This is a genomic window from Arthrobacter sp. Edens01 (genome assembly GCF_001307035.1).
Lineage (GTDB): Bacteria > Actinomycetota > Actinomycetes > Actinomycetales > Micrococcaceae > Arthrobacter_B.
Window position 1 is genome coordinate 26,813 of record NZ_LKIU01000006.1, and the last position, 22,005, is coordinate 48,817.

Annotated in this window: 21 protein-coding genes and 1 tRNA gene; 18 read left to right on the plus strand and 4 right to left on the minus strand. The window is 66.2% G+C overall.

Annotated features, from left to right (window positions below):
- Nucleotides 1–111: 111 nt before the first annotated feature.
- The 9 genes from AO716_RS14660 to AO716_RS14700 all read left to right on the plus strand — a co-directional run bounded on the left by AO716_RS14660 (nt 112) and on the right by AO716_RS14700 (nt 8,540).
- Nucleotides 112–1,005, plus strand: a complete 894-nt coding sequence (locus AO716_RS14660) for an amidohydrolase family protein (RefSeq protein ID WP_055242338.1) — start codon at nt 112–114, stop codon at nt 1,003–1,005.
- Nucleotides 1,002–2,186: an acyl-CoA dehydrogenase family protein gene (locus AO716_RS14665; protein ID WP_055242340.1), complete on the plus strand. Its 1,185-nt coding sequence runs from the start codon at nt 1,002–1,004 to the stop codon at nt 2,184–2,186. Before AO716_RS14660 ends, AO716_RS14665 begins: the two co-directional genes overlap by 4 nt.
- Nucleotides 2,187–2,223: 37 nt before the next feature.
- On the plus strand, nt 2,224–2,679 hold the full coding sequence (locus AO716_RS14670) for a MaoC family dehydratase (protein WP_055242342.1): 456 nt from the start codon (nt 2,224–2,226) through the stop codon (nt 2,677–2,679).
- Nucleotides 2,680–2,705: 26 nt separating this feature from the next.
- Nucleotides 2,706–4,286 carry an acyl-CoA synthetase gene (locus AO716_RS14675; protein ID WP_055242344.1) on the plus strand — a complete coding sequence of 527 codons (1,581 nt, stop codon included), beginning with the start codon at nt 2,706–2,708 and terminating at the stop codon, nt 4,284–4,286.
- Between the two features lie 42 nt (nt 4,287–4,328).
- Nucleotides 4,329–5,777 carry an AAA family ATPase gene (locus AO716_RS14680; RefSeq protein WP_055242347.1) on the plus strand — a complete coding sequence of 483 codons (1,449 nt, stop codon included), beginning with the start codon at nt 4,329–4,331 and terminating at the stop codon, nt 5,775–5,777.
- A 72-nt stretch (nt 5,778–5,849) separates the two neighbouring features.
- Complete coding sequence (locus AO716_RS14685) at nt 5,850–6,320, plus strand: RNA polymerase sigma factor (RefSeq protein WP_055242349.1); 471 nt, start codon at nt 5,850–5,852, stop codon at nt 6,318–6,320.
- A complete protein-coding gene (locus AO716_RS14690) occupies nt 6,317–6,919 on the plus strand; it encodes a methylated-DNA--[protein]-cysteine S-methyltransferase (RefSeq protein WP_055242351.1) in 603 nt (200 codons plus the stop codon). The genes AO716_RS14685 and AO716_RS14690 overlap by 4 nt, the downstream gene beginning before the upstream one ends.
- Nucleotides 6,916–7,602 (plus strand): alpha-ketoglutarate-dependent dioxygenase AlkB family protein, encoded by a 687-nt coding sequence (locus AO716_RS14695; RefSeq protein WP_055242352.1) that lies wholly within the window; start codon nt 6,916–6,918, stop codon nt 7,600–7,602. Before AO716_RS14690 ends, AO716_RS14695 begins: the two co-directional genes overlap by 4 nt.
- On the plus strand, nt 7,599–8,540 hold the full coding sequence (locus tag AO716_RS14700; protein WP_235472116.1) for a DNA-3-methyladenine glycosylase family protein: 942 nt from the start codon (nt 7,599–7,601) through the stop codon (nt 8,538–8,540). The genes AO716_RS14695 and AO716_RS14700 overlap by 4 nt, the downstream gene beginning before the upstream one ends.
- Before the next feature lie 52 nt (nt 8,541–8,592).
- Here the strand turns inward: AO716_RS14700 and AO716_RS14705 are convergent, their stop codons facing one another.
- A complete protein-coding gene (locus AO716_RS14705) occupies nt 8,593–8,976 on the minus strand; it encodes a DUF1304 domain-containing protein (RefSeq protein ID WP_055242355.1) in 384 nt (127 codons plus the stop codon).
- A 264-nt stretch (nt 8,977–9,240) separates the two neighbouring features.
- Here AO716_RS14705 and pstS point away from each other — a divergent pair, with 264 nt between their 5' ends.
- The 3 genes from pstS to AO716_RS14720 all read left to right on the plus strand — a co-directional run bounded on the left by pstS (nt 9,241) and on the right by AO716_RS14720 (nt 12,319).
- On the plus strand, nt 9,241–10,356 hold the full coding sequence (gene pstS, locus AO716_RS14710; protein ID WP_055242357.1) for a phosphate ABC transporter substrate-binding protein PstS: 1,116 nt from the start codon (nt 9,241–9,243) through the stop codon (nt 10,354–10,356).
- A 168-nt stretch (nt 10,357–10,524) separates the two neighbouring features.
- Entirely contained in the window at nt 10,525–10,725 is a 201-nt protein-coding gene (locus tag AO716_RS14715) for a hypothetical protein (protein ID WP_152225282.1), read from the plus strand.
- Between the two features lie 97 nt (nt 10,726–10,822).
- Nucleotides 10,823–12,319, plus strand: a complete 1,497-nt coding sequence (locus tag AO716_RS14720; protein ID WP_055242359.1) for a mannitol dehydrogenase family protein — start codon at nt 10,823–10,825, stop codon at nt 12,317–12,319.
- Here the strand turns inward: AO716_RS14720 and AO716_RS14725 are convergent.
- The 3 genes from AO716_RS14725 to AO716_RS14735 form a co-directional block, all read right to left on the minus strand.
- Nucleotides 12,316–13,719: an APC family permease gene (locus AO716_RS14725; RefSeq protein ID WP_055242361.1), complete on the minus strand. Its 1,404-nt coding sequence runs from the start codon at nt 13,717–13,719 to the stop codon at nt 12,316–12,318. The genes AO716_RS14720 and AO716_RS14725 overlap by 4 nt on opposite strands.
- Before the next feature lie 272 nt (nt 13,720–13,991).
- A tRNA-Met gene (locus tag AO716_RS14730) sits at nt 13,992–14,068 on the minus strand.
- 55 nt (nt 14,069–14,123) lie between these two features.
- Nucleotides 14,124–15,008: a sugar-binding transcriptional regulator gene (locus AO716_RS14735; RefSeq protein WP_235472117.1), complete on the minus strand. Its 885-nt coding sequence runs from the start codon at nt 15,006–15,008 to the stop codon at nt 14,124–14,126.
- A gap of 195 nt (nt 15,009–15,203) precedes the next feature.
- On the opposite strand from AO716_RS14735, the gene AO716_RS14740 reads away from it, so the two are divergent.
- The 6 genes from AO716_RS14740 to AO716_RS14765 all read left to right on the plus strand — a co-directional run bounded on the left by AO716_RS14740 (nt 15,204) and on the right by AO716_RS14765 (nt 21,993).
- Nucleotides 15,204–16,586 (plus strand): ABC transporter substrate-binding protein, encoded by a 1,383-nt coding sequence (locus AO716_RS14740; RefSeq protein ID WP_055242364.1) that lies wholly within the window; start codon nt 15,204–15,206, stop codon nt 16,584–16,586.
- Nucleotides 16,583–17,527 carry a carbohydrate ABC transporter permease gene (locus tag AO716_RS14745; RefSeq protein ID WP_055242366.1) on the plus strand — a complete coding sequence of 315 codons (945 nt, stop codon included), beginning with the start codon at nt 16,583–16,585 and terminating at the stop codon, nt 17,525–17,527. The genes AO716_RS14740 and AO716_RS14745 overlap by 4 nt, the downstream gene beginning before the upstream one ends.
- A 2-nt stretch (nt 17,528–17,529) precedes the next feature.
- A complete protein-coding gene (locus tag AO716_RS14750; protein ID WP_055242368.1) occupies nt 17,530–18,420 on the plus strand; it encodes a carbohydrate ABC transporter permease in 891 nt (296 codons plus the stop codon).
- On the plus strand, nt 18,417–19,430 hold the full coding sequence (locus AO716_RS14755; protein WP_321164375.1) for an NAD(P)-dependent alcohol dehydrogenase: 1,014 nt from the start codon (nt 18,417–18,419) through the stop codon (nt 19,428–19,430). Before AO716_RS14750 ends, AO716_RS14755 begins: the two co-directional genes overlap by 4 nt.
- A gap of 71 nt (nt 19,431–19,501) precedes the next feature.
- Complete coding sequence (locus tag AO716_RS14760) at nt 19,502–20,458, plus strand: helix-turn-helix domain-containing protein (RefSeq protein ID WP_055242370.1); 957 nt, start codon at nt 19,502–19,504, stop codon at nt 20,456–20,458.
- Between the two features lie 110 nt (nt 20,459–20,568).
- The gene (locus tag AO716_RS14765) at nt 20,569–21,993 is read left to right on the plus strand and encodes an aldehyde dehydrogenase family protein (protein WP_055242372.1); all 1,425 of its coding nucleotides are present in this window, start codon (nt 20,569–20,571) and stop codon (nt 21,991–21,993) included.
- Nucleotides 21,994–22,005 lie beyond the last annotated feature (12 nt).

Genomic DNA, 22,005 nt, shown 5'->3' on the forward strand with positions numbered 1-22,005 from the left:
CGAGGAGCTCGCCGCAGCTTTCCCGTTCGCCGGGAAGCAGCAGAGCGTGGGAGAGAAGTTCCCGCCCCTGCCCGAAGAACTCCAGCCCCAGACCGCCGGAGCCAAATAGTCATGGCACCCACCCGCTACGAGCTGGGCCTGGACGTTGCCTCCCTGACCGCGATCGACATGCATGTGCATATCGAAATCGACGGTCACGGCCACGTTTCGCTGCCCCAGGAACTGATGGACGCCTCGAGCAAGTACTTCAAGGCCGAGGAGCGGACGCCGTCGCTGGATGCGATCGCGGCGACCTACCGTGAGCTGAACATGGCCGCCGTGGTTTTCACGGTGGACGCCCGGACCCGGTTGAAGCACGAACCGAACAGCATCGAGGACATCGCGGAGGGCGCGGCCCGGAACAATGACGTGCTGATCCCGTTTGGATCTGTCGATCCCCTCACCGGCGCTGATGCCATCGACCGGGCGAAGGAGCTGGCCGAGGACTACGGGGTCCGTGGGTTTAAGTTCCACCCCAGCCTGCAGGGCTTCAATCCCTCGGACGAGCGCTATTACCCGCTGTGGGAGGCGTTGGAGCAGCTTGGCCTGCCGGCGGTCTTCCATACCGGCCAGAACGGTATGGGTGCCGGCACTCCCGGCGGATCCGGAATCAAGCTCGGGTACTCCAACCCGCTGCTGCTGGATGAAGTCGCCGCGGATTTCCCCGCATTCCAGATCATCATGGCGCACCCGTCCGTGCCGTGGCAGGACGAAGCCAACTCGATCGCCACCCATAAATCGAATGTTTTTATTGACCTGTCCGGCTGGTCACCCAAGTACTTCCCGGAGTCACTGGTTAAGCTGTCCAACTCCGTCCTGCAGGACAAGGTGCTCTTCGGCACCGACTACCCCTTGATCACTCCGCAGAAGTGGATGAGTGCGTTCGCGGACCTGCCGCTGAAGGACGAGGTGCGTCCCAAGATCATGAAGGAAAACGCCGTCCGCCTGCTGGGCCTGGGCTCATGAGCGCCGCAGAAACCCTGTACTCCGCCGACCGCTACGGCTACTCCGATCTGCTGAGCGGCGCCGAGCGGGAGGTCCTTGGCAAGCTGCGGGCCGTGCTGGACGCAGAGGTGGCACCCCTGCTGGCGGATTACTGGGAAGCCGGTGAGTTCCCGTACCAAATCCGGCAGCCCCTGGTGGACCTGAACCTGATGGCGCCCGACGGCGTCGCGGACAGCCAGGGGCGCACGTCCGGCCTGTACGGCGGATTTCGGAACTTTGAGCTGGCCCGAACGGATGCCTCTGTGGCGACGTTCTACAACGCGCAGTCCGGGCTGTTCCGGTCGACCGTGCTGCATGGCGGCAGCGCCGAGCAGGCAGCCGAACTGGATCCGCTGATCCGTTCCTTCGAGTTCACGGGCGTTTTCGCGCTGACTGAACCGGAGCACGGATCGGATATTGCCGGCGGCCTGGCGACCTCTGCCAGACGCGATGGGGACAGCTGGATCATCGACGGCGCCAAGCGCTGGATCGGCGGCGCCGCCACGGCGGACGTGCTCGCCGTCTTCGCCCGGGACGAAGCGGACGGCCAGGTAAAGGCGTTCCTCGTGCCGCGTGAGGCGGAGGGCGTGACCCTGACGAAGATCCTGCGCAAGACCTCCCTGCGGATGATGCAGAACGCCGACATTGAACTTCGCTCGGTCCGTGTCCCGGACTCGGCACGGCTCGCGAACATCAACTCGTTCAAGGACGTTGCGGCACTGATGCGGCGGCTGCGCTCCGACGTTGCCTGGATAGCCGCCGGCATGCAGGCGGGGGCCTATGAGGCTGCCGTCCGCTACACCCTGGAACGGGAACAGTTTGGCCGGCCGCTGGCGTCCTTCCAGCTCACGCAGCAGAAGCTCGCCACCATGCTGGCCAACCTGACGGCGTCCCTCGGGATGGTTGTCCGGCTGACCCAGCGCCAGGAAGAGGGCATCTTCCGCGACGAGGATTCCGCGCTGGCCAAGATGTTCACCTGTACTTCCCTCCGGGAGACCGTGGCCCTGGCACGCGAAGTCGTCGGAGGCAACGGGATCACGCTGGACACCGGCGTCGCCCGTTTCCATGCCGACGCCGAGGCCGTCTACTCCTACGAAGGCACCCACGACATCAACGCCCTGATAGTTGGGCGCTCGATCGCCGGCACCGGCGCCTTCCGCTAACCAATTCAGATCAACTGCAGACCTAAGGAAAAAGAACATGAGCGCTACCGTTGTCACCCTTGAAGAACTTCCCTCGCTGGTCGGCAAAGACCTCGGCTACACGGATTATGTCGAGATCACCCAGGACCAGATCAATACCTTTGCCGATGCCACTGATGACCACCAGTGGATCCACACCGATCCGGAAAAGGCCAAGGACGGTCCTTTCGGTGCGCCGATTGCCCACGGGTTCCTGACGCTGTCCCTGATCATTCCGCTGTGGAGCGCGCTCTTTGACGTGGACGGTGTGAAGACCAAGGTCAACTACGGCCTGGACCGGGTCCGCTTTACCAATCCGGTTAAGGTTGGCTCCAAGGTCCGGCTGCACTCGGTGATTGCCGAGGTCACCGAGGTCAAGGGCGGTGTGCAGATCAAGACGTCCAACACGATCGAGATCGAAGGCGAAGAGCGTCCCGCCGTCGTCGCCGAATTCCTGGCCCGCTTCTACGCCTAGCCTTCCCCGGAACGAGGAGCGAGCAGATGCGAAACGAGGGACTGGGATCCTGGATCCACCGCCGGCGGGTGAAATCCGCAGGGATGCCCGCGGTGGCCGGAGCCGGGATCGAGCTGACCTACGACCAGCTGGCCGAGCGGATAGAGCGCCTTGCAACTGCCCTGGCAGCCCGCGGCGTTACCCGCGGAAGCCGGGTCGCTTATCTGGGCAACAACCACCCGGCGTTCCTTGAGACGCTTTTTGCCGCTACTTCGCTGGGTGCTGTGTTCGTACCTCTCAACACCCGGCTCGCCCCGCCGGAAGTCAGGTTCGCCCTGCAGGACTCGGGCAGTACCGTACTGATCCACGCCGAGGAGCTGGACGGACTTGCCGTCCTCGGCTGTACCGAAAGTCCGGTGCAGCACCGGCTGATGGTCGCCGCGGAGCTAGGGCAGAAGGCCGGGGTGCACCAGGCAGAGACGGCTGCTCCAGCCGGAGGTCCGGCGGCTGAGCCGTACGAGGAGGTGTTGCAGGGCGCCGCCGGCGAATCAAGGGACGAACCGGTTTCGCTCGAGGATCCGGCGATCATCCTCTACACGTCCGGCACCACCGGGAATCCCAAGGGTGCACTGCTGACCCACGGGAACATGACGTGGAACAGCATCAACGTACTGGTCGACTATGACGTGAGCTCCGAGACGGCGGCCCTGATGATCGCTCCGATGTTCCACGTCGCCTCACTGGGGATGGGTGCGCTGCCGGTCCTGCTCAAGGGAGGAAAGCTGGTCCTCCACAGCAGGTTCGAGCCCGGAGCTACCCTCGCCGCCATTGAGGAACACCGGATCACCTCACTCTCCGGGGTGCCCACCACGTACCAGATGCTGGCAGAACACCCGGCCTGGGAATCGACGGACCTTTCCAGCCTCCGGATGCTCACCTGCGGCGGGTCACCTGTTCCAGCACGTGTGCTCGATGCGTACGAAGAGCGCGGGCTGTCCTTCTCCGGCGGCTATGGAATGACAGAGACGTCCCCAGGGGCAACTGCCCTGCCGGCGAGGTATTCAAGGGCCAAGGCGGGCTCCGCCGGACTGCCGCACTTCTTCACCAATGTCCGGATAGCCGGCAGCGGGGGAACGCAGGCAGCACCGGGGGAAGTGGGAGAGATCCAGATCCGCGGAGGGAACGTCATCCGCGAATACTGGAACCGTCCGGACGCCACCCTGACGGCGTTTTCCGACGGCGACTGGTTCAACTCCGGGGACATGGGCTACTTCGACCAGGACGGATTCCTCTACATCTCCGACCGGATCAAGGACATGATCATTTCCGGCGGGGAAAACATCTACCCGGCCCAGGTGGAACAGCTGATCATGGAGCTGCGGGAAGTCTCTGCCGTTGCCGTAATCGGAGTTCCGGACGAACGCTGGGGCGAGGTTCCGCATGCCGTAGTGGTTCGCGCAGAAGATGCCGAGCTCGATGAGGCGGCGGTGCTGGCGCACCTTGAGGGAAAGCTTGCCCGCTACAAGGTCCCGAAATCAGTTGAATTCCGGGATGCCCTGCCCACAACTGCCAGCGGGAAGATCCGCAAGGCAGACCTGCGGCAGGCGGCGCTGGGGACAGCCGGCTAAATATCCCGGAACCCGGCCGGTTCGCTGATAGTCTCGGCGCGCATGGAGAAGAATCTTGCGGAGTTCCTGGCCAGCTTCAGCACCGCCGTCGAGCTGGCCCAGCAGCAGGGTTCCCGGTCCTCGGACCGGGAACCGCTGCGGGAAGTCATCAGCCGCCATCTGGGGATGCCCGCCCACGACGTACCTATCGTGGCTGAGGTCATCCCGTTCCACCGTTTCGCCGACGTGGACATTGCGCTTGAGAAGCTCGCGGCCGCGGACCCGGACAGCACCCTAATTGGTCTGGGCGGAGGTCAGCAGCGCCAGCACCTGGGACTCGCCGACGTCGTTCAGGAGGAAGGCTACGGCTTTATCCCGGTGGGCCAGCCGGACTTCATCAATATTGCCGTCGGCCCGGAAGCTAGCCGTGAGGCCGTGGCCTGGGGAATCCTGCTCTTCCGCCACCGCGGCGTCCCCGTGGCGGTGATGCAGCGAAACGGAGACCAGCAGACCGGCAGCCCTGACGTGCAGCTGGCGGTAATGGCAGCCGAACGGCCTGCTGCTGCGGCTGTCCTCGCGGCGGTCCAGGAGGACCTCCGCGCTAACAGCATCCTGCGCGGACAGGTCATTTCGCTCGGTTTTGACCCCTACGGCCGTGGCGGTGCGGGCGTCACCTTCCTTCAGCGCCCGTCCCTTCCGCGGGACGAGGTGATCCTGCCCGACGGCGTGCTGGACCGCGTCCGCAGCCACGTCCTCGGCATCGCCGGACACCGCAGCCGGCTGCAGGCAGCCGGCCAGCACCTCAAACGCGGAGTCCTGCTCTATGGACCGCCCGGGACGGGGAAAACGCACACAGTCCGGCACCTGCTCAGCGAAAGCCCGGGAACGACGGCGGTACTGCTGACCGGTGCGGCCCTCGGTGCCATTGCGCAGGCAGCGAGCCTGGCCCGGGCAATGGCCCCGTCCCTGGTGGTGCTGGAGGACATCGACCTGGTGGCCGAAGACCGAAGTATGGGTCACGGACCCCAGCCGCTGCTGTTCTCCGTCCTCGATGCCCTGGACGGACTGGACGCCGACGCCGACATAGCCTTCATCATGACCACCAACCGCGTGGACGTCCTTGAGCGCGCCCTGGCCCAGCGGCCAGGCAGGGTGGACCTCGCCGTCGAAATCCCGCTGCCGGACTCCGCCGACCGCGTGAAGCTGATGCAGCTTTACTCCCCGCGGGGGGTCTTCTCTGCCGAGGCGCTCGCATCGGTGGCCGAGGACGCGAAGGGGGCAACGGCGTCGTTCGCCCGGGAGCTGGTGCGCCGGGCGATCCTGGCTGCAGCCGAGGCCGGTGAGGAACCGGCGGATGCGCATCTGCTGGCGGCCGCACAGGACCTTTCCGGACAGCGGGAAGCGATGACCCGCTCATTGCTGGGCGGAGCCGATCCGTCGGCCGGCTTCAGCGCGAACGGTGACGGGCCGCAGCCGGGAGCCGCGCCGGGGCCGTCTTTTGGATGGAGCTGAGCCTAAACCTGCTGCTGAAGCTCAGCGCCCGGCTCACAAAACGCCCCGGCCGCGCGTCTACAGTATGTGGAAGTGAAACCGTTCGAAGCGATCGTCAGGGAACACGGCGCAGTTGTGCTGCGTGTCTGCCGCGCCGTGCTGGGCCCTGACGACGCCGACGACGCGTGGTCGGACACGTTCCTGGCGGCACTGCGGGCCTACCCGTCGCTGGACCCGGACGCGAACGTGCAGGCCTGGCTGGTCACGATCGCAAAGCGCAAGGCAATCGACGTCCACCGCTCAGCAGCCCGGCGGCCGGTGCCGGTGCCGGACCTGCCCGAGCCCGCACGTGCAGAAGCCCCGCCAGGAGAGCATGACGGCCTGTGGGCGGCACTGCAGACGCTGCCGCAGCGCCAGCGCGAAGCCCTGGCGTATCACCACCTCGCCGGAATGCCCTTTGCGCAGGTGGCGGTGCTGCTGGAGAGCACTGAGACTGCTATCCGCCGGGCTGCGTCAGATGGCATGAAGAAACTTCGAACCCTGGACGCGGAGGACCTGCGATGACCACTGAAACCCTTGAAGCGGCGCTGGGCGCCGGTGAAGACGCAGCGCTCGCGGACCTGCACTCCCGGCTGGCCGCTGCTGCCGCCAAAGAAAACCTGCTGGATGTTGCCTACACCGTGACCGGATCGCCGGTGGGGGAGCTGCTGCTGGCTGCAACCCCTGAGGGGCTGGTCCGCGTGGCGTTCGGAGTCGAAGGGCACGACGCCGTGCTGGCCCGGCTGGCGGAGACGATCAGTCCGCGCATCCTTGAAGCGCCGGAACGCCTGGCCGATCCGGTCCGCCAGCTCCGGGAGTACTTCGCCGGAACCCGGAAGCGGTTCGACCTGCCGCTGGACCTTCGGCTGGCAACCGGTTTCCGGCGAACCGTCGTCGAGCACCTGAGGGATGTTGGCTACGGATCCACGGTCAGCTATGCGGGACTCGCTGCACTGTCGGGCAGCCCCGGGGCGGTCCGGGCCGCGGGCACGGCCTGTGCGCGAAACCCCCTGCCAGTGGTTGTGCCCTGCCACCGTGTGGTGCGTTCCGACGGGAAGATCGGCAACTACCTTGGCGGCAGCGGCGCCAAGGCAACGCTCCTGGAGATGGAGGCCGCGGCATGACCGGACAGCTCTTTCCCCGGGAGAGGTCAACGCCGTCAGCCGGGGCCGTGCACGTACCCGGCTGGCTGGATACCGGCCGCCAGCAGGAAATCGTTGAGGCCTGCAGGCGGTGGGCCGTCGGCCCGGTCCCCATGCGCTCTGCCGTGCTGCCCGGCGGGCACAGGATGTCCGTGCAGACAGTGTGCCTGGGCTGGCACTGGCAGCCGTACAAGTACACCCGCACCGCCGATGACGCCGGCGGCGGACGGGTGGCCGAGGTTCCGGAGTGGATGGTGGAACTGGGACGGGATGCCATCCGTGCCGCGTACTTCTCCCAGGGGGAAGCCGGCTACGCACCGGAGATCATCCAACCCGGCGAATACACACCGGACACGGCACTGATTAACTTCTATGCCCACGGAGCCCACATGGGCATGCACCAGGACAAGGATGAACGCTCCAGTGCGCCGGTGGTGTCCTTCAGCATCGGGGACACCTGTATATTCCGATTCGGGAATACACAAACGCGCACCAAGCCCTACACCGACCTGGAGCTGGCGACAGGGGATTTGTTTGTCTTTGGGGGACCGTCCCGCTTCGCTTACCACGGCGTTCCCCGGACCCTTGCGGGCACGGCGGACCCTGCGTCAGGGCTGGACTCCGGGCGGATAAACATCACGCTGCGCATGACCGGGCTCGAGTGACCGGGCTGTCCGTGGACAGGACCCACCGCGTTTCCGTGGCTGCTCCGTTCCCGTGGCTCCCGCTGGCGCGAAGCCTGGCCGCGCACGCGGTTCCGGGTCTGGAAACGCTGCAGCTGGACTCCTCCGGCGCCCGGCTGTCCCGGTTGCTGCCCGCTCCCGGCGGTCCCGTGCTGGCGAAAATCGGGTTTGGCCCTCCGGACAGTGTGGTCGTTGAACTAACCGGCGGGACCGGAGCGGACGACGCCGAGGTGCTGGCCCGGGTGCGGAGCTGGCTGGACCTCGATGCGCCGGCCGCCGCCGTCGACCGTTTCCTCTCCGGCTTTCCGCTGCTGGAACCACTGGTGCGTGCCCGCCCGGGACTCCGGATCCCCGGCTCCGTGAACGGCTTCGAGACGGCGGTCCTCACTGTTCTGGGACAGCAGGTTTCACTCGCCGCCGCCCGGACCTTCGGGGCCCGGCTGGTCGCTGCCTTCGGCATTCCCGGCCCCGGCGGATTTTTCCTTTTCCCGCCCGCGCAAACCCTTGCCGAGGTGGGGGCAGGGGACCTGCAGGCGGCCGTGCGGATTACCGGCTCACGGGCACGCACCATCACAGCCCTGGCCGCCGCGGTAGCTGAGGGCCTGGAGATCCGGCCCGGGCCCGGCTTCGATGCAGGGACCCGGGATGCGCTGCTGGCGCTGCCCGGCATTGGGCCGTGGACGGTGGACTATTTGGCGGTCCGGGCGGTCGGAGACCGGAACGCCTTTGTTCCCGGTGACCTGGTGCTGAGGCGGGCCCTCGGCGTCGGGACAGCACGGGAAGCCGCAGCCCTCGCCGATCCCTGGCAGCCATGGCGGGCCTACGCCCTGTTCCACCTGTGGACGGCAGCAGCCTACGACGCCGCCCCGCCCGCCCGTAGCGCCCGCCGAGAGGCCAGTTGCGGCTCTTTTCACGGCTGAAACGAGCCGTAACTGGCCTCTCGGAGGGGAGGGGGCAGGATGAAAGGGAGTTTCAGGAGCCCATAAGTGTCAGCACCAATGCCAGCAGGGCCGGGATTCCCCTGATCATTGCAATCCGTGCCATCGGCCACCTGCTGGCCAGCAGCGCCACAGCGGCGAGGACCATGCACGCTGTCGAAAAGCTGATCAGTGTTAGCCCGGCGACGGGATTGCCCAGGCCGAGCAGGAGCACGCCAAGCACAGCCCCCACGCCCAGGAACAGGTTGTAGAACCCGAGGATGTAGGCCAGCGGCTGGGTGGTGTCCGCGTCCTGCGGAGCTGTGATTCCGTACACTCCCATGGTTTCCGGGACGGTCCAGCGAAGGGATTCCAGCCCGAAGAAGTAGAAGTGGATGGCGGCGGAAACCAGGGTGAAGATTGCGGCAGCGACCAGCACGGAACCCCCTTTGGGGCGGGGACCGGACGTCCGGTGCCTGTTCGCCAGGCCGGTCCGCTGCGGTCCGCGGTCCGGCCAATCCTTCCACTCCGCCCACTGGCGGCCAAGGGTTGGGTACGCTCCCAGTTGGCGGTGGGGACTAATCGGCGGCTAGCCTTGAACTGGCGACGGGATTCGCTGTGCCCACAGGCACTGCCGCCCGGGCGCCCGAGGCCGTTAACGCCGGTTTGCCCCCAAGATCAGCCCCTAAAGGAGCACCCAAACGTGCGCACTTCCCGTCCCCTCCGTGCAGTGGCAGTCGCCGCCGCCGCAGCACTGGCGCTGACCGCCTGCGGTTCCGACTATCCCTTGGGCGACGAGCAGCGGGAAGCGGCGGAAAACAGCAATTCAACCCTCTCCGGCATCATCTCCGGGTCCGGTTCCACGGCGCAGGGGCCGGCCATGGATGCCTGGATTGGCGGATTCCGGGTGTTGCACCCCAAGGTCCAGGTCCAGTACTCCCCGGACGGCTCCGGTGCCGGCCGCAACGCCCTGCTGGCCGGGGCAGTGCAGTTTGCGGGCTCTGATGCCTATCTGCAGGATGAGGAACTGGCTGAGGCGCGGGAGGTCTGCGGTCCCGGCGGAGCACTGGACATTCCCTCCTACATCTCGCCGATCGCCGTCGCATTCAACCTGCCGGGCATCGACTCGCTGAACATGGACGCCGCTACCATTGCCCGCATTTTCCGCGGCGAGATCGACTTCTGGAACGACCCGGCCATTGCCGCACAGAACCCCGGTGTGGAGCTTCCGGAAATACGCATCACCGCAGTCAGCCGCGCAGACGATTCCGGCACCACTGAGAACTTCACCGAGTACCTCCACGAGGCGGCCCCGGAAGCCTGGCCGAACGATCCTTCCGGCTCCTGGCCCGGCGGCCTGGGCGGGGAAAACGCACAGGGCAGCGCCGGCGTGATCAGCACCGTCACCCGCACCGAAGGCTCCGTTGCCTACTCGGACGATTCCGTGGTTGACGACTCCCTCGGAACGGTCAACCTCAAGGTGGGGGAAGAGTACGTTCCAATCAGTGCCGACGCCGCCTCAATCGCCGTCGAACAGTCCACCCGCGTACCCGGACGCAGCGCCAATGACATTGCCCTGCACCTGGACCGCACCACCACCGCACCCGGCGCCTATCCGCTGGTCCTGATCTCCTACCAGATCTTCTGCAGCGGCTACGAAGACGCCAACACCGTAGAGCTGGTGAAGGCGTTCGGAGAGTACGTGATCAGCGATGAGGGCCAGCAGGCATCGGCCGACGCCGCCAAGAGCGCGCCGATTCCGAAGAGCCTTGCTGAAGACGCCCGCGCCGCGGTCGAGAGCATCACCACGCTGCCCTAGGCGCCCGCCTGTTAATCCCTCCCGGGCGCCGCTGCCGGTCTGGCCTGCGGTTTTTCAGTGACGGCCAAAACTGCCTGCAGCTGTGCCGCCGCGGTCTTCACGGCACCCCTTGCGCCCTTCCGGGACCGGTGGCACCGTGGACTCACCGCGACGGAAAGGGGGCAAACCATGCAACCCATCAGGATCGAAAGATGGTGGCCGTATCTCGACACCACCGCCAAGCAGTGGCTGCGGGAGAACCTGCGGCAGGACGGGATTCCGCCCAAGGTCCAGGACCGGATTGCCGAAGCGGGAGGCCCCGTCATAGACCCCATTCTGGGTGTTCAGGACTGGGACTTCATCGAAACACAGTCTGAGCTGGTGGATTAGCCCCGCGCTCCGGCCATGTTTGCTCATTTGAGTGGAACTGTGATGCTCACATGATAAATTGAGCCGCACCTATCCGCTCGTCCCACAGGTGTGACCCATGAGCAAACTGAAAACCGAGTCCCTGGCCGGCCTTGCCGGGTCCGTTGCCGTTCCGTCCTATGACCGCTCTGCCGTGCGCACCGGAATCGTCCACTTTGGAGTGGGCGGATTCCACCGCGCACACCAGGCCATGTACCTGGACCGGCTAATGAATGAGGGCAAGGCCCTGGACTGGGGCATCTGCGGGGTGGGGGTCCTGCCGGGAGATGCCGCAATGAAGTCGGTCATGGATGCCCAGGACTGCCTCTACACGCTGGTGCTCAAAAACCCCGACGGAACCCGTGAAGGCCGGGTTATCGGGTCCATCACTGAGTACCTGCTGGCTCCGGAAGCCCCCGAGGCCGTCATCGAGAAAATGGCGGCGGAGGACACCCGGATTGTGTCCCTGACCATCACTGAGGGCGGTTACAACTTCCATCACGTCACCGGGGAGTTCGATGCTGCCAATCCGGCCGTGGCAGCTGACCTGGAGCCCGGGGCGGTCCCGGCCACGGTCTTTGGGCTGGTGACTGAGGCACTGCTGCGGCGCAGGGAACGGGGCCTGGCGCCCTTCACGGTGATGTCCTGCGACAACATCCAGGGCAACGGAGACGTTGCCCGCCGGATGTTCACTGCATTCGCCGACCTCCGGGATCCGGAGCTGGGGGAATGGATGCGCGCGAACGTGGCGTTCCCCAATTCGATGGTGGACCGGATCACGCCCGTCACCACGGATGCCGACCGGGACATGGTTGCCGCGGACTTCGGCATTGAAGACGCCTGGCCAGTGGTCAGCGAGGACTTCGAGCAGTGGGTCCTGGAAGACGACTTTCCGCTGGGCCGCCCGCCCTTTGAGGACGCCGGCGTGCAGGTGGTGGACGACGTCGAGCCCTACGAGCTGATGAAACTGCGCCTGCTCAACGCCAGCCACCAGGGCCAGTGCTACTTCGGGTACCTCGCCGGTTACCGGTATGCCCACGAGGTCTGCCAGGACCCGCTCTTCGCCCGTTTCCTGATGGACTATATGGACCGCGAGGCCACTCCCACGCTCAAGCCGCTCCCCGGCGTCGACCTTGATGCCTACAAGCAGAAACTGATCGAGCGCTTCTCCAACGAACACGTGCGGGACACCCTGGCCCGGCTGTGTGCCGAAAGCTCGGACCGGATCCCCAAATGGCTGCTGCCGGTGATCCGGGAAAACCTGGATTCCGGCGGCGACATCCACCGCTCGGCAGCCATTGTGGCCAGCTGGGCCCGCTATGCCGAGGGAACGGACGAGCAGGGAGCAGCGATCGACGTCGTGGACCGGCTGCGCGAACGGCTGATGGCTGCCGCGGCGCGCAACGGCGAAGATCCGCTGGCGTTCATTTCCCAGCCCGAGCTGTTTGGCGACCTGGCCTCAAACGAGCGCTTCGTGCAGGCCTATACGCAGGCCCTGGAGTTCCTGCACGACGCCGGTGCCCGCGCCACGGTCGAACAACTCGTCCATGGGCACGGGAACCGGGAGGGCAGCTAGCGCCGGGAGGCGTCCGCAGGTTCCGTTGCGTCAGCCGGAGCCGGGCGGGTGCTGGCCGGCAGGGCAGCGGCCACCACGAACACGAGGACCAGGGCCGCGCCCCAGATGATGGCAGCGAGGTTGCCGCCCACCAGGAACGGGAAGTTCCAGAGGGAGAGTGCCAGCACACCGAGCAGGCCGATCCCCCCGGCCACAGCCGCGGCCCGCACCATTCCGGGAGCGGACACTCCGCCGCCGCGGGTACCGAAGCCTACGATCGCGAAGCTGGTCAGGGTCATCATGACGATCACGCCGATGGCCCCTGCGCCGGAGTACCAGGTGTAGATCTCCAGTACCGGATCCAGCTGGGCGACGGCGGAGACCACTACGACGGCGGCGGTCACGCCGGTAACCCAGAAGGAGGCACGCGAGGGTGCCCCGTGGGCGGGGTGGACAGCGGCCAGGCCGGCGGGCAGCACCCCGCGCTGGCCCAGGGTGAAGAGGTAACGCGAGACGATGTTGTGGAAGGCCAGCATGCAGGCGAACATGCTGGTCACCACCAGGACCTGGACGATGTCCGTCATGATCGGTGCCAGGATTTCCCCGGCAAAGCCGACCACCACGCTGTCAGGGCTGTCCGTGGCCAGGGCCACGGCGTTGCCCGCCCCAAGGCCGCTGATGATCAGCCAGGAAGAGAGAATGTACAGCGCGCCGATGGACAGCACAGCGATGTAGGTGGCCCGGGGGATGGTGCGCTCCGGATCCTTGGCCTCGTTGCGGAACACCGCCGTCGCCTCGAACCCGAAGAAGCCAAGGAAGGCGAACAGCAGGCCAAGTCCCGGTGCACCGGACATGGCTTCGGCCGGGCTGAACGGGAGGGAGGTGAGTTCCCGGCCGGAGAAGAGCACGCCGAGGTCGATGGCCAGGACAGCGGCAACCTCCAGGACCAGGACGGCGCCCAGCACCTTGGCGGAAAGGTTGATATCCCGGTAGCCCAGGAAGCCAACGACGGCGATCATGGCAGCCGAGATTGCCCACCAGGGGACCAGCACCCTGGTCCAGAGCTCAATCAGGTTTCCGGCCTGCACGCCCAGGTAGCAGGTCATCGAGACCGTGAGCAGGACGTAGGCGAAGAGCGCCAGCCCTGCGGTGCCGAGCCCGGCCCGGCGGCCGAACCCGCGGTCGACGTAGGAGTAGAAGGCGCCGGCATCCGGCACGTGGGGGGTCATCCAGGCGTAGCCGACCGAGAACAGCAGCAGGATGGCCGTGGCGGCCAGCACCATCAGGGGCATGCCGACCGATTCGGAGACGGTGAGGATGAGGGGGAAGTTGGCCGCGACAACGGTGATCGGGGCCGCAGCGGCGACCACCATCAGGACGATGCCGGGCACCCCCAGCCTGCGGGTCAGAGCGGTTTGCACAAGTTCTTCCTAACTATGGAATGTGGTGAAACGATCCACGTGCATGTAGGAGGTACTCCTGCACTGCTGGGCTGCCGCTTGGGCAGGCATGCCGTGGCTTCAGCCAACTTCCCGATATTAGCCAAGGGAAGAATCCGGCTATCAATGCCGGCGAATATCCGCGTCACATCGCGTCAGCTATGAGTTCTGCGTCACTTCCGCGTCACGGCTGCACACAAAGCTGCAAACAAAAAGGTCCTGATCCGGCGAACCGGATCAGGACCTTTTTATATTGGTTGCGGGGGCAAGATTTGAACTTGCGACCTCTGGGTTATGAGCCCAGCGAGCTACCGAACTGCTCCACCCCGCGGCGTGCTTAGAACTCTACCGTACGCTTTCCGAGGGGACTAATCGCGTGGTCCGCGTCACCTGTTTCCGGCCGCAGTTCCGGGTTCATCGCCGGAAAGGGCTACGGCCAGGTCCTCGTCGATGAGCAGTGTGGTGACGAACCCGGCGGCGAGGACTGCCCGCACGGCGTCCGCCCGTGCCGCGCCCTGCGCTACGGCAACCACGTTGGGTGTGTTCTCCAGCTGGGCCAGGCTGACCGCCAGCACCCGCTCATCCAGCTCTGAATTCACCGGCCTGCCGGCGGCGTCGAGGAGGCGCCCGGAGCATTCCGCCACGGCACCGGCCTTCGCTGCTTCCAGCTTCAGGTGGTTGTCCACGCGGTTCCAGACCGTGGACAGCCCGGGCATCCAGGCTCCCACCGCAACCACTGCGGCATCCAGGGACCCGGCCTTGGCGAGGGTCTCGGAGATTTCAGGCTGACGGCGCAGGCTCTGTGCCGTCTGGGCGTTTTCGACCACCAGGGGCGCCCACAGCGGCCAGGTGGCAACGCCGTCGTGCCTGCCCAGGTTCTGGATCAGTTCCAGCGAGTTACCGCTGCCCGGAACGGGCAGGGCGCCCGCCAGCTGGATGATGTTGCAGGGCGGCAGGTGCGTGACGTGCCCGGCTGCGAGGTCCAGTGTCCGGGACCAGGAGACGCCTATGTTGGCCCCAGGCGCCGCTGCATCCATGATCTCCGCGGCCGCTGCGGCTGCCATTGCCTCGCGGGTAGTCCTCTCGTCCGCGCCGGTAGGGCTGATGCGCACGCGCTGCACCCCAAGTGCTGCGGCGAGGCGGTCTGGTGCCAGTTCCGCTGCGGCTTCCGGAAAGCGGATGTCGATGCGGACGATTCCCAGGGCACGCGCTTCGTCGAGGTAACGCGCCACCTGGAACCGGGAAATCCCGTAATCCCTGGCAATGTCCACTTTGGAGCGGTTATTCAGGTAATAATCCCGGCCAATCCTGGCCAGAAGTTCCTCGTGGGAGGTCCCTGTTCCGGTGATGATTCCGCCCTCCCTGTTCCCGAATGAGCAATTAATTGTTGCTCATTTGAGTCTATATGGCTAGAGTTCCTCACCAAATGAGCGCAAGGAAAAATCTCAAATGAGCAAGGGTGACGTATGAGATCAGAACGCAGCCAGCCGGAGCGCCGGCGCGGGCGCGCGGCAAGGCAGTTCGCAGCAGCCGCCGCGGCAGCAGCAATGGTGCTTACCGGGTGCGGCAGCGGAAGCGCGGACGGCCGCCAGGAAATTGTGGTGGCCATTGTTTCCAACCCCCAGATGACGGATGCCATTTCGCTCCAGGACCGTTTCAAGGAAGAACACCCGAACGTTGACGTCCGGTTCGTGTCCCTTCCGGAGAACGAAGCCCGGGCCAAGATCACCGCCTCCGTCGCCACCGGCGGCGGAGAATTCGACGTCGTTATGGTCTCCAACTACGAGACCCCGATGTGGGCGGAAAACGGCTGGCTGACCAACCTGCAGGAGTATGCAGACGGCACCCAGGGGTACGACCCTGATGACTTCATTCCCAACATCCGCGAGGCGCTCAGCTACGAAGGCGACCTGTACTCGGTGCCGTTCTACGGCGAATCTGCGTTCCTGGCCTACCGGCAGGACCTCTTCGACGAAGCCGGGCTCACCATGCCGGAACAGCCCACCTGGGAAGACATTGCCGGGTTCGCCGAGACCCTGCACAACCCGGACGACGGATTCTCCGGCATCTGCCTGCGCGGACTGGCCGGCTGGGGCGAGGTCATGGCCCCGCTGACCACCATGATCAACACCTACGGCGGCAGCTGGTTCGACGAGGACTGGAATGCCACCCTGGACAGCCCCGAGGTTGAGGCTGCCGTGACCGACTATGTGGACCTGATCCGCAACTCCGGGCAGCCGGGCGCGGCAACCAGCGGCTACGGCGACTGCCTGACCCGCTACAGCCAGGGCAACGCGGCCATGTGGTTCGACGCGACCGCTATGGTCTCCACTGTTGAGGACCCCGATTCCTCCCTCGTGGTCGGCAAGACGAGCTACGCCCCCGCCCCGGTTCAGGAAACCGACTCCGCCGGCTGGCTGTACAGCTGGTCGCTGGCCATTCCCGCCACCAGCGAGGAAAAGGACGCAGCGTGGGACTTCGTGTCCTGGATGACGGACAAGGACTTCATCCAGCTTGTGGGCGAGGAAATCAGCTGGGAGCGGGTGCCGCCGGGGAGCCGGCTCTCCACCTATGAGATTCCCGAATATGCCGAAGTTGCCGAAGCCTACGCGGAGCCCACCCTCAGCGCGATGGCAGGTGCGGCCCAGGAAACCTCGTTCACCGGCAGCGTGCCGTATCCGGGCCTGCAGTTCGTGGGCATCCCGGAGTTCCAGGACCTTGGAACCCGCGTCGCCCAGCAGATCTCCGCCGCGATAGCCGGACAGAAAACCGTTCAGGAAGCCCTTGAACAGTCCCAGCGCTACGCGCAAACCGTCGCCGAGAGCTACCAGTCAGGAGATAACGGATGACCACGCTGGTAGAGCGGCACAACGCCAAGGCGCGCCGCGACGTCGAAAAGCGGCAGTCCGGCGGAATGTCCCGGGCCGAGGGCTGGCGCCGCCGCGGCCCGCTCCTGCCGGCACTGATCTTCACAATCATCGTCACGCAGGTCCCGTTCCTGTTCACCATCTGGTATTCGCTGCAGAACTGGAACCTGCTGAATCCCGAGGGTGACCGGTTCGTCTGGTTCTCCAACTACGTTGAGATCTTTGCCGACTCCACGTTCCGCCAGGCAGCACTGAACAGTGTGATCTTCACTCTGGGCTGTGTGTTCTTCGCAATGATCCTGGGCATCATCTTCGCGCTGCTCCTGGACCGCTCCTTCGCCGGGCGCGGCATTGTGCGGACCCTGCTCATTACGCCGTTCCTGATCATGCCGGTGGCCGGTTCACTGCTCTGGTCCGTCTCCATCCTCAACCCCAGCTACGGCCTGCTGAACTGGCTGATCGGCCTGGTGGGGATTTCCCCGGTTGACTGGACATCCGCGCACCCGATTGCGTCTATCCTCATGTCCCTGGTGTGGCAGTGGACACCGTTCATGATGCTGCTGGTCCTGGCCGGCCTGCAGGCGCAGCCGAAGGACGTGCTGGAAGCAGCCCAGGTGGATGGCGCCGGGTGGTGGCGCACGTTCTTCTCCGTCACCCTGCCGCAGCTGCGCCGCTACATTGAACTCGGTGTGCTGCTCGGAGCGATCTACGTAGTGAACACGTTCGACCAGATTTATCTGATGACGGCCGGCGGGCCCGGAACGGCCAGCGCCAACCTTCCCTTCTACATCTACCAGCGGGCCTTCCTCGGCTTCGACATCGGGCAGGCCGCAGCCATGGGTGTTGTCGTTGTGATTGCCACGATCATCGTCGCGACCTTCGCCCTCCGCCTGATCTTCCGCAGCTTCGACACAAAGGACTAGCCGTGGCCACCCAGACACCGCCGGCTCCGGCCGAACGCACCCCCACTGCCCCCGGCACGCCGCCGCAAAGGCGCAAACCCAAGCCGCGCGCCGGGGCGTCGCTGATTACCGTCTTCACCTGGATCATTGCCATCGGGTTCTTCTCGCCGGTGCTCTGGATGGTGCTGACCTCCTTCAAGCAGGAGTCGGCGGCCGCCTCCAACCCGCCGTCGTTCTTCTTCACTCCCACCCTGGACCAGTACCGGGCAGTGCTCGACGCCGGTGCCGGCAGCTACTTCGTGAACTCGGCGATTGCCACGGGGGTCTCCACCCTTCTGGTGATTATCCTGGCGGTCCCTGCGTCCTACGCCCTGAGCATCCGGCCGGTGAAGCGGACCCAGGACGTACTGTTCTTCTTCATCTCCACCAAGATGCTGCCCGTGGTGGCAGTGATCATGCCGATCTACGTGATCGCCGGCCAGCTGAAGGTCCTGGACAACGTCTGGACGCTGGTGGTGCTCTACACCTCCATGAACCTGCCCATTGCAGTGTGGATGATGCGCTCCTTCTTCCAGGAAGTGCCCTCGGAAGTGCTGGAGGCGGCGCAGATGGACGGCGCCGGCCTGCTGAAGACCCTGTGGCGGGTCCTCATGCCAATGGTTGCTCCGGGCCTCGCAGCAACGGCACTGATCTGCGTGATCTTCGCCTGGAACGAGTTCTTCTTCGCCCTGAACCTCACGGCGGCTAAATCGGCCACGGTGCCGGTCTTCCTGGTCTCCCAGATGACCAGTGAAGGGCTGTACCTGGCACAGCTCTCCGCGGCATCGGTGCTCGCCTCCCTTCCCGTGGTCCTGGCCGGCTGGGTTGCGCAGAAACAGCTGGTCCGCGGCCTGTCGATGGGAGCAGTCAAGTGAGCGGGTCGTCCACCATGCGCGTTTCGGTACTCGATGCCCCGGGCAAGCTCCGCCTCGAGGACAGGCCCGTGCCGGTCCCCGGCCCCGGTGGGGTACTCGTGCGGATCGTGGCCGTGGGTGTGTGCGGTTCGGATACGCACTATTACCGCGAGGGGAGGATCGGCAGTTTCGTCGTGGAATCCCCGCTGGTGCTGGGTCACGAAGCATCCGGCCGGATCGAAGCAGTGGGCGACGGCGTTGACCCGGCCCGGGTGGGGCAGCGGGTTTCACTTGAGCCCGGCATTCCGCAGCCGTACTCGCAACAGACACTGTCCGGGCATTACAACCTGGATCCCGACGTGCGCTTCTTCGCGACGCCTCCGGTGGACGGAACGTTCGCCGAGTACGTTGTCCATCCGGCCGCCTTTAGCCATCCCGTGCCGGAGCATGTGTCCGACGACGCAGCCGCCCTCCTCGAGCCGCTGAGTGTGGCGCTTGCTGCCCGGGCAGCCGGCCAGGTGCAGCTGGGCGACAAGGTGCTGGTTGCCGGAGCGGGGCCCATCGGGCTGCTGGTTTCTGCCGTCTGCGCGCTCGCCGGTGCTGACGTGACGGTGACGGATGTCCGTGCCGAACGCCTGGACGCGGCGGCCCGCTACGGAGCTGCACACGCCTTCACCTCGGCCGATGCGCCCGAACCTGCCCCGGAATATCAGGTCTTCGTCGATGCTACCGGCGCCGAACCCGCTGTGCTGTCCGGGATCCAGCGCCTGGCGCCGCGCGGCCGCTGCGTGCTGGTGGGCATGGGTGCGGACACCATCGCACTGCCGGTTCCGCTGGTCCAGGGCCGTGAACTCACCATCACCGGGACATTCCGGTACGCCAACACCTGGCCGCTGGCCGTGGATCTGGCCACCCGCGGGCTGGTCGATCTGGACGGGCTGGTCACCTCACGCCACGGGCTCGACGACGTCGAAGCGGCCCTGGTTGCCGGGGCCCGGGAAGGTGCGCTGAAGGCCGTCGTCACGCCGTAACCCTGCCGCCCGACCTCAGCCCATGGTGATAGGTTCAGCTGAAACAGGCCGGCTCAGTGCGGAGGACAGGCATGGTCAAATCAGCCGACACGGCACCGGACGTAGCCCACGCGTCGAGTTTCCCGGAGTGGAAGAGACTCGTCTCCGAATCGTTCGTGCCGCTCGAAGCCACTCCGGTGGAGCCGGGCGCTGCGGCGTTCTCCGGTCGTCTCACCGGCCGCCGGCTGCGTGAGCTGGCCATTGTCCAGGTGGACGCCATGCCGCACTGCGTCGAGCGGACACCGGAGCTGATCAACGGGGCCGACGGCGGGTTCTACAAACTCAGCCTGCAGCTCTCCGGAACCGGGATCCTGGTCCAAGACGGCCGTGAAGCCCTCCTCGAACCCGGAGACCTGGCCATCTATGACACGGGTGCGCCCTACACTCTGACCTTCCACGAGCAGTTCACCACCCTGGTGCTGATGTTCCCGAAGCAGCTGCTCGGGCTGGCACCCGAGGACATGGCGGAGATGACCGCCGTCCGGCTGGGCCGCGGGCACCGGCTGGGCCGCGCCGTCGTTCCCTTCCTGACGCAGATCGGGCGGATGCTGCCCGAACTGGACGGCCCGATCGGGCACCGGCTGGCTATGAACACCGTAGATTTGCTCTCCACTCTGCTGGCGGATGAGGCCCACGCCCTTCCGGACGCGGAAGCCGGCGGACAGGAGCGCCTGCTGCGCCGGGTGCAGCACTTCATCGACGGGCAGCTGGCGAACCCGGACCTGTCCCCGGGGTACATCGCGGCCGCGCACTTTATGTCCGTCCGCAGCCTGCACAAGCTCTTCGAGGACTCCGGCACCACCGCTGCTGCGTGGATCCGCGCCCGGCGCCTGGACGGTGCCCGCCGGGATCTCGCGGATCCGCTGCAGGCAGACGTTCCCGTCGGGGCTATCGGTGCGCGGTGGGGGCTTCCGGATCCGGCGCACTTCAGCCGGGTGTTCCGTGCGGCGTACGGGCAGTCGCCGTCGGCGTACCGGGCAGGCCGCTGAGAACCCGTGCACGGTTAGTCAACTGGCGCACGCGCAAAGCCAAGCAATAAAGCGTGACCTGGCACACAGTGGGATGAGCGATCCGTCCCGCCGTTTGCAAAGGAGCAATCATGCACACCACCGAATCCCTCACCAGCTTCCAGGACCTGCTGGGTGCCATTCCGGCAGCGCCGGAGTCCCGCGACATCCTGGACCCGGCTACCGGCGAGGTGGTCGCGGCCGCTCCCGTCCACACGCTTGCAGACCTTGAGGCTGCCGTGGCCTCCGCGCGCCTGGCCCAGCCGGAATGGGCCGCCCTCGGCCACGCCGAACGCTCCGCGTACCTGCTCAAGGCAGCCGACGCCGTCGACGCGGCCGCCGAAGGCCTGGCCGAACTGCTCTCCCGCGAACAGGGCAAGCCGCTGAACGGTCCCAACGCCCGCTTCGAAGTCGGTGCCTGCGCCGCCTGGCTGCGCGCCACGGCGTCGTTCGAACTCGAACCCGAGGTGCTGGTGGACGACAACAGCGGCCGCGCGGAACTGCACTACCGTCCGCTGGGCGTGGTGGGTGCGATCGGCCCCTGGAACTGGCCCATGATGATCAGCATCTGGCAGCTCGCCCCGGCCCTGCGGATGGGCAACACCGTGGTCATGAAGCCCTCCGAATACACCCCGCTCTCCGTCCTCGCCCTGGCCGCGGTCCTGAACCAGGCGCTGCCCGCGGGCGTGCTGCACGTGGTCTCCGGCGGCCGGGACGTGGGCGAGGCCCTGGCCGGACACGCGGACATCGACAAGGTCATGTTCACCGGCTCCACCGCCACCGGCAAGGCGATCATCCGCTCCTCCGCGGACACGGTGAAGCGCCTGACCCTCGAGCTCGGCGGCAACGACGCAGGCATTGTGCTGCCCGACGCCGATCCCGCCGCGATCGCCGAGGACCTGTTCTGGGGTGCCTTCATCAACACCGGCCAGACCTGCGCGGCGCTGAAGCGCCTGTACGTGCACGAGGACATTTACGACGCCGTCGTCGATGCCCTGGCCGGCGTCGCGAACGCCATGCCGATGGGTGTGGGGCTGGATGAAAACAACGTCCTGGGCCCGCTGCAGAACAAGGCACAGTTCCAGATCGTCGCGGACCTGGTCCAGGCCGCGAAGGACGCCGGTGCGCGGATTGTCACCGGCGGAAACCCGCAGACGGACCAGCCCGGCTACTTCTACCCCGCAACCCTCGTGGCGGACATCGACAACGACAATCCGCTGGTGGCGCAGGAACAGTTCGGTCCCGCCCTGCCGATCATCCGCTATTCCACTGTGGATGAGGCAGTAGAGATGGCCAACGCCCTGGACGTGGGCCTCGGGGCTTCCGTCTGGTCCTCGGACAAGGACGCGGCCCTGGCCGTCGCTGCCCGGATCGAAGCCGGAACCGTTTGGATCAACAAGCACGGCGCCGTGGATCCCCGGATGCCGTTCGGCGGCGCCAAGCAGTCCGGCTACGGCCTCGAATTCGGCGTCGAAGGCCTCAAGGCCCTCGGGGCCCCGCAGGTCCTCAGCTACTAACTCCACCGTCAG

Excerpts from the sequence above, each read along its gene's own strand:
- AO716_RS14660 (WP_055242338.1), top strand. The coding sequence starts at position 112 with ATGGCACCCACCCGCTACGAGCTGGGCCTGGACGTTGCCTCCCTGACC.
- AO716_RS14665 (WP_055242340.1), top strand. The coding sequence starts at position 1,002 with ATGAGCGCCGCAGAAACCCTGTACTCCGCCGACCGCTACGGCTACTCC.
- AO716_RS14670 (WP_055242342.1), top strand. The coding sequence starts at position 2,224 with ATGAGCGCTACCGTTGTCACCCTTGAAGAACTTCCCTCGCTGGTCGGC.
- AO716_RS14675 (WP_055242344.1), top strand. The coding sequence starts at position 2,706 with ATGCGAAACGAGGGACTGGGATCCTGGATCCACCGCCGGCGGGTGAAA.
- AO716_RS14680 (WP_055242347.1), top strand. The coding sequence starts at position 4,329 with ATGGAGAAGAATCTTGCGGAGTTCCTGGCCAGCTTCAGCACCGCCGTC.
- AO716_RS14690 (WP_055242351.1), top strand. The coding sequence starts at position 6,317 with ATGACCACTGAAACCCTTGAAGCGGCGCTGGGCGCCGGTGAAGACGCA.
- AO716_RS14695 (WP_055242352.1), top strand. The coding sequence starts at position 6,916 with ATGACCGGACAGCTCTTTCCCCGGGAGAGGTCAACGCCGTCAGCCGGG.
- AO716_RS14715 (WP_152225282.1), top strand. The coding sequence starts at position 10,525 with ATGCAACCCATCAGGATCGAAAGATGGTGGCCGTATCTCGACACCACC.
- AO716_RS14720 (WP_055242359.1), top strand. The coding sequence starts at position 10,823 with ATGAGCAAACTGAAAACCGAGTCCCTGGCCGGCCTTGCCGGGTCCGTT.
- AO716_RS14740 (WP_055242364.1), top strand. The coding sequence starts at position 15,204 with ATGAGATCAGAACGCAGCCAGCCGGAGCGCCGGCGCGGGCGCGCGGCA.
- AO716_RS14745 (WP_055242366.1), top strand. The coding sequence starts at position 16,583 with ATGACCACGCTGGTAGAGCGGCACAACGCCAAGGCGCGCCGCGACGTC.
- AO716_RS14760 (WP_055242370.1), top strand. The coding sequence starts at position 19,502 with ATGGTCAAATCAGCCGACACGGCACCGGACGTAGCCCACGCGTCGAGT.
- AO716_RS14765 (WP_055242372.1), top strand. The coding sequence starts at position 20,569 with ATGCACACCACCGAATCCCTCACCAGCTTCCAGGACCTGCTGGGTGCC.